Source organism: Hydrogenimonas sp., from assembly GCF_029933015.1.
Classification (GTDB): Bacteria; Campylobacterota; Campylobacteria; order Campylobacterales; family Hydrogenimonadaceae; genus Hydrogenimonas.
This window is the reverse complement of the sequence record NZ_JAOZOZ010000132.1, coordinates 1-4,572: the sequence shown is the minus strand read 5'-3', so window position 1 is coordinate 4,572 and position 4,572 is coordinate 1. Positions and strand designations below refer to the sequence as shown.

6 protein-coding genes are annotated in these 4,572 nt (G+C 56.3%); 3 read left to right on the top strand and 3 right to left on the bottom strand.

The window, feature by feature from the left end; translation table 11 throughout:
• The 3 genes from Q1K23_RS07995 to Q1K23_RS07985 all read left to right on the top strand — a co-directional run.
• Positions 1 to 390, top strand: a 390-nt coding sequence (locus tag Q1K23_RS07995; protein WP_300363649.1) for an RDD family protein, incomplete at its 5' end; no start/stop codon positions are given.
• Positions 390 to 1,487 carry an MFS transporter gene (locus Q1K23_RS07990; RefSeq protein WP_300363648.1) on the top strand — a complete coding sequence of 366 codons (1,098 nt, stop codon included), beginning with the start codon at positions 390 to 392 and terminating at the stop codon, positions 1,485 to 1,487. The genes Q1K23_RS07995 and Q1K23_RS07990, both read left to right, overlap by 1 nt.
• Before the next feature lie 67 nt (positions 1,488 to 1,554).
• Positions 1,555 to 2,328: a TIGR04219 family outer membrane beta-barrel protein gene (locus tag Q1K23_RS07985; RefSeq protein ID WP_300363647.1), complete on the top strand. Its 774-nt coding sequence runs from the start codon at positions 1,555 to 1,557 to the stop codon at positions 2,326 to 2,328.
• 40 nt (positions 2,329 to 2,368) lie between these two features.
• On the opposite strand, the gene Q1K23_RS07980 is transcribed toward Q1K23_RS07985, so the two are convergent.
• From Q1K23_RS07980 to Q1K23_RS07970, 3 genes are read right to left on the bottom strand one after another with little or no spacing between them, the layout of a single operon-like run.
• The gene (locus Q1K23_RS07980) at positions 2,369 to 2,998 is read right to left on the bottom strand and encodes an NAD(P)H-dependent oxidoreductase (protein ID WP_300363645.1); all 630 of its coding nucleotides are present in this window, start codon (positions 2,996 to 2,998) and stop codon (positions 2,369 to 2,371) included.
• 58 nt (positions 2,999 to 3,056) lie between these two features.
• Entirely contained in the window at positions 3,057 to 4,007 is a 951-nt protein-coding gene (locus Q1K23_RS07975) for a DUF3137 domain-containing protein (protein WP_300363644.1), read from the bottom strand.
• A 3-nt stretch (positions 4,008 to 4,010) separates the two neighbouring features.
• Positions 4,011 to 4,571: a LemA family protein gene (locus Q1K23_RS07970; RefSeq protein WP_300363642.1), complete on the bottom strand. Its 561-nt coding sequence runs from the start codon at positions 4,569 to 4,571 to the stop codon at positions 4,011 to 4,013.
• Position 4,572 lies beyond the last annotated feature (1 nt).

The following is a 4,572-nucleotide window of genomic DNA, read 5'->3' as shown; positions in this document are numbered from 1 at the left end:
ACGCTTCGCCTCAAAGCCTTTTTGACCGACACGTTCATGATCGTCATGCCGATCCTCTATATCGTCATCTATCTCGTGATGGGGGATCGTGAAGGGTTCAGGGAGCATATGGGGCAGGGGTGGCTGATCATCCTCGTCGCCCATTTCGCGGTCACGCTGGCTTTCTGGGCCCTCAAAGCCCAGACCCCGGGGATGAAAGCCTACGATCTCTACCTCGTCGACACCCAGACGGGCGAAAAGCCGGGTCTGGTCAAACTCGTCATCCGCTACGTGATGCTTCAGACGGCCATTCTCTCTTTTCTGGGGATGTTCCTGCCCTATCTGCTCAAAACGAAAGAGGGGCTGCACGACCTCGTCTCCGGTACCTGCATCGTCTATCGACCCCGCTGATGTTCTGGCGACTTTCGGCTTTCTATCTCTTCTATTTCGCCGCCGTCGGCGTCTATGTCATCTTTTTCCCCAAAGCGCTCCAGATGGCGGGCTATTCGAGCCTGCAGATCGGTATTCTCCTTTCGGCTTCGCCGCTGATGCGCTTCTTCGCCCCGTTTCTCTTCCTGCGCCATCTGAAACTCGACGACCGCACCTTTCTCGGCGCGCTGGGCCTCATGAGCGTGGCGGTGCTCCTTTTCTACCCCGCACTCTCTACTTTCTGGACGCTTCTTGGGGTCAATCTGCTGTTCGGGGCCGCCATGAGCGTGACACTCCCTTTCGTCGAAACCAGGGCGCTGGAGAGCCTGGATAGAAAAACCTACGGACGGGCCCGGCTTTTCGGTTCGGTGGGGTTCATCGCCATCGCCCTGTGGCTGGGGAAGGTGCTCCAAAGCCCCTACGACGCCGTGGTGTATCTTTCCGCCACGATTCTGACGACGGCGCTGTTGGGCGCGGCCATCGTCTTCGCCGACCGTGCCCACGCCCACGCCGACACGCCAGGCGACGGTAGCGATTTCGATCTGCTGCGGCACTGGCCGCTCTGGAGCGCCTTTTTTCTGATGCAGGTGAGTTTCGGAGGCTTCTACAACTTCTTCACGATCTACGAGACGGCCCACGGTATCTCGCTGGAGACCACCAGCTGGCTCTGGAGCTTCGGTGTAATCTGCGAAATCGTCATGTTCTATTTTCAGGGGCCTCTGCTGCAGCGTGACCTCCACACGATCCTCAAAGTCACCATCTTCGTCACGTCGGTGCGCTGGGCGCTTTTGTGGCTCTTCCCCGATTCGCTGCCGGTCACTTTCGCGGCCCAGAGTCTTCACGCCCTCAGCTTCGCCCTCTACCACACCACGGCCATCACCCTGCTGCACACCCTCTACCGGCGCAAGGCGCTGGCCCAGCAGTTCTTTCTGGGTATCTCCTACGGTCTGGGCGGTTTCGTGGGGGCGGTGGTGGCCGGAAAGATCTACGGCCCCCATCTCTTTCTTTTCGAAAGCGGCATCGCACTGACGGCTTTTTTGGTATTATTACTCGAAAAGAATGTCAAAAACAGGCTCTAGCTCTCACTTTTTCGGGAAAAACGCCGATATTTTCATGCATAAAAAACGACAGAGGAAAGGTTCGATAATGAAAAAGCATCTCTCTTTGGCCGCAGCCGCCCTGCTGACACTGGGGACCATGACCGCTTCGGCCGACACGATCGGCGGCGAAATCGCCGTCGGAGGCTGGTACCACGATCCCAGCGGGTGGATCAAATACCCCAACGACATACCCGACGATCAGAGCAAGGTGGACGCCGACGACGATCTGAATCTCGACGAGCAGACCGATATCTATCTGCGGGCGAAACTGGAACATCCCATTCCGCTTCTTCCCAACATCAGACTCGGCTATGTCCATACGGAGACGGACGGGGACGGACGGATCGACAGAGAGTTCACCTTCGGCGACGAGACGTTCACCGTGGGAACCGACATCCATTCGGAAGCGGAGCTCGACAGTTACGACGCCACGCTCTACTACGAGCTCGTCGACACGGTCGTCGATCTCGACCTGGGCCTGACCGTCCGATATCTCGACGGATACGTCAAAGTCAGCGACAAAAGCGGCAATATCAGCGACAGCAGCGACATCGATTTCGTCGTACCGCTGCTTTACGGCAACTTCCGCTGGCCCATGCCCTTCCTCGAAGGCCTCTCCGTCGGCGCGGAAGGCAACTGGGTCACCTACGACGGCAGCACGCTCTACGACGTTCAGGGAGATCTGCGCTATACCCTGGCCATGGGGCTGGGCGCGGAAGTGGGCTACCGCTGGCAGAAGGTCAAACTCGACGATGTCGAAGATACCGATGCCGACATCGATATCGAGGGTGTCTACTTCGGTCTCGTCTGGGACTTCTGATCCCGCATGAGAAGAGGGGAGCGGACGCTCCCTCTCTTCGTCAGATATACTCCACGATTCTCTCGAGGGGCAGTCTGAGCTTTTTGGAAGGTTCCTTCACGCGATACCCGAAAGCGATCATCAGCGCCAGCTCCTCTTTGGCCACATCCATATCGAGCACCGCTTCGACTTTCTCCTTTTCGAGTCCTTCGATGGCACAGCTGTCGATACCCATCGCCGCGGCTCCGGTCATCATGTTCGCGGCCGCGATATAGCACTGTTTCGCGCCCCAGGCGAAGAGCCCCTCCCTGACCATCTTTTCCGTAACGAACCTGTCGTATTTGTCGTAATAGGCCTGCATCTTCTCTGGGGGCAGCCCTTTTCTGTCGAGCATCTCCCGGCTGTAGCGGCTGCCCGGTGCCAGGGGGGAGATGATCGTCTTGATGACCACCAGGTCGCTGCAGGTCGTGATCTGAGGCTGGTTCCAGCATAGAGGCCGAAGCCTCTCTTTGAGACTCTGGTCCCGAATCACGAGAAATCTCCACGGCTCCATGCCGAAGGAGGAGGGGCTCAGACGGCCGATCTCGAGAATCGTCTCCATCGACTCCTGCGGAATCTTTCTCTTTTCGTCGAAAAGCTTGCATGCGTGACGGGCATGCATCGCATCCATGAACATTTCCTCGTTTGTCATTACTTCTCTTTTCGTGATGGGTTCGGTGTATAGAAATCTTATTCTACAAAACGAAAGGTTAAGATTTGCTCCAGATGCGGCGGTTGAGATTGAGTTCTTCGACGATACCGAGAACGAGATCGAGATTTTCTACGTAGCTTTTGAAAACATCGAGACTCAGCAGCGACTTGAAAAGGGTCGGCTCGAACCATGCGCCGCCGTTGGCGATGGCGATGAAGAGTTTGTCGAGTTTGAAGGAGAGGTAGATAGGGGCGTCGGCTTTTTTCTTCAAAAGCACCAGTTTTTCCATGATGTTGGGGGTTAGCAGATAGTGGGCTTCCACCGGATCGTCGGCGATCACTTTGAACTCCTTTTCGAATGCCGGAGAGTCCATCCGGACCAGTTTGCCGTCGGCCACGCCCTGCAGCCATCCGCCGAATACCCCCAGATATTTCTCCGCCACATCGGGATAGACCCGCACCGTATGGCGGAAGTTTTTGTGAAACTCCGTCATGATGAACGTGCCCGAAAAGATCGTATGCCGATGTCTCCGTCCTTTCGAATCGGTACTCTCTTTTTCCACCTTCAGATCCGAAAATTCGATGGGTGTCTCTCCGATCTTTCCCTTGATCAGATCGTTGCCGGTGTAGTGGTCGATCTCTTCGTCGAAGAGACCACTCAGCTGAAAGAGGGTCTTCGGAACCATACCTGTGGGAGAGTAGATCAGTGTCGGATCGATGCGGGTGACGATCTGTCTGAAGATGTTGTGCTTGAATTTGCGACGGTACCCCGTCATGATCCAGTTGACGACCAGCGATCCCGCTCCCAGCGCGATCGCCACGATGGCTATCGCCAGATCGACACTCGTTTCATGGGTGTACCAGATCAGATAGAGTGCCAGACTGCCGATGACGGCGACGACCCACAGGATTTTCTTTCCGACCTTTTTGCGCTCCTCTTCGAGTACCTGTAGCTGCGGATAGAGCTCGTCATAGTAGAAATCGAGAAGATCGGAGGTTTTGAGATTCATCCGTCAGGGTCGGTTTTTCATCAGTTCTTTGATATCGATATTTTCGCGCTGGGTTTCGGGGATCTCGAAAAGTTCTCTGGGCTCGAAACGGAACCACCCGGCGATCAGCGAGGAGGGGAACATCTGGCGGGCGTTGTTGTAGTCGGTCACCGCCTGGTTGTAGGCGCGCCGGGCCGCCGCGATCTGCTCCTCGATCTCGTTGAGTGTGGCCATCAGCTGCATGATCTGATCGTTCGCCCTGAGTTCGGGATAGTTTTCGACCGCCACCATCAGCCCGTGCAGCGGCCGGGTAAGCTCGTCGGCGATGGCCATCTTCTGCTCGGGACTCAGACCCGGTTGCATCGCTTTGGCACGCAGTTCGGTCACCTTTTCGAGCAGATCCTTCTCGTACTGCATCGACTCTTTCATCAGCGTCACGAGATTGGGGATGAGGTTGTAGCGCTTTTTCAGCAATGCGTCGATACTGGCGAAGATGTTGTCGCACTGGTTGCGACGGGCCACGAGGGTGTTATAAAGAAGTACGCCGACGACAACGACGAGGGCGAGTGCTATCACTATTTCCATG

Bases quoted from the DNA above. Each gene is read 5' to 3' on its own strand.
- Q1K23_RS07990 (WP_300363648.1), top strand. From the start codon at position 390: ATGTTCTGGCGACTTTCGGCTTTCTATCTCTTCTATTTCGCCGCCGTC.
- Q1K23_RS07985 (WP_300363647.1), top strand. From the start codon at position 1,555: ATGAAAAAGCATCTCTCTTTGGCCGCAGCCGCCCTGCTGACACTGGGG.
- Q1K23_RS07980 (WP_300363645.1), bottom strand. From the start codon at position 2,998: ATGACAAACGAGGAAATGTTCATGGATGCGATGCATGCCCGTCACGCA.
- Q1K23_RS07975 (WP_300363644.1), bottom strand. From the start codon at position 4,007: ATGAATCTCAAAACCTCCGATCTTCTCGATTTCTACTATGACGAGCTC.
- Q1K23_RS07970 (WP_300363642.1), bottom strand. From the start codon at position 4,571: ATGGAAATAGTGATAGCACTCGCCCTCGTCGTTGTCGTCGGCGTACTT.